Here is a 294-nt window from a genome sequence, read left to right as displayed (position 1 = left end):
CCTACACGACGTCCTTCCGATCTGGCGGCCAGCGACCCGTCCGGCACCTTGGTCGAGGAATTGTGCGGGCAGCCGGAGCAGAAGAAGGGCGTACGCGAGCCGATATCGACTGTATCGGCGAGCATGGCCTGGAACTGGCGCAGTTTCGCCACCCGCGCCGCGATCTCTTCCGACGGGCCGATGGTGCGCAGGATCCGCTCGCCGAGCGCGATCGCGATCTCGTTCGGATCGAGCGCGCCCTTGGCCGGGAACAGCCAGTCGCCGCGCTCGTCCTTCTTGCCGACGATCGCCGGC

The 294-nt window shown here is 68.0% G+C and carries 1 protein-coding gene; it reads right to left on the bottom strand.

The window, feature by feature from the left end; all coding sequences use genetic code 11:
* A partial coding sequence (locus tag EN862_RS35635) for a hypothetical protein (RefSeq protein ID WP_135913335.1) occupies positions 1–294 on the bottom strand: 294 nt, incomplete at both ends.

The organism is Mesorhizobium sp. M2E.F.Ca.ET.219.01.1.1 (genome assembly GCF_004016445.2).
Taxonomy (GTDB): domain Bacteria; phylum Pseudomonadota; class Alphaproteobacteria; order Rhizobiales; family Rhizobiaceae; genus Mesorhizobium.
This window is presented reverse-complemented; position numbering and strand designations above follow the sequence as displayed.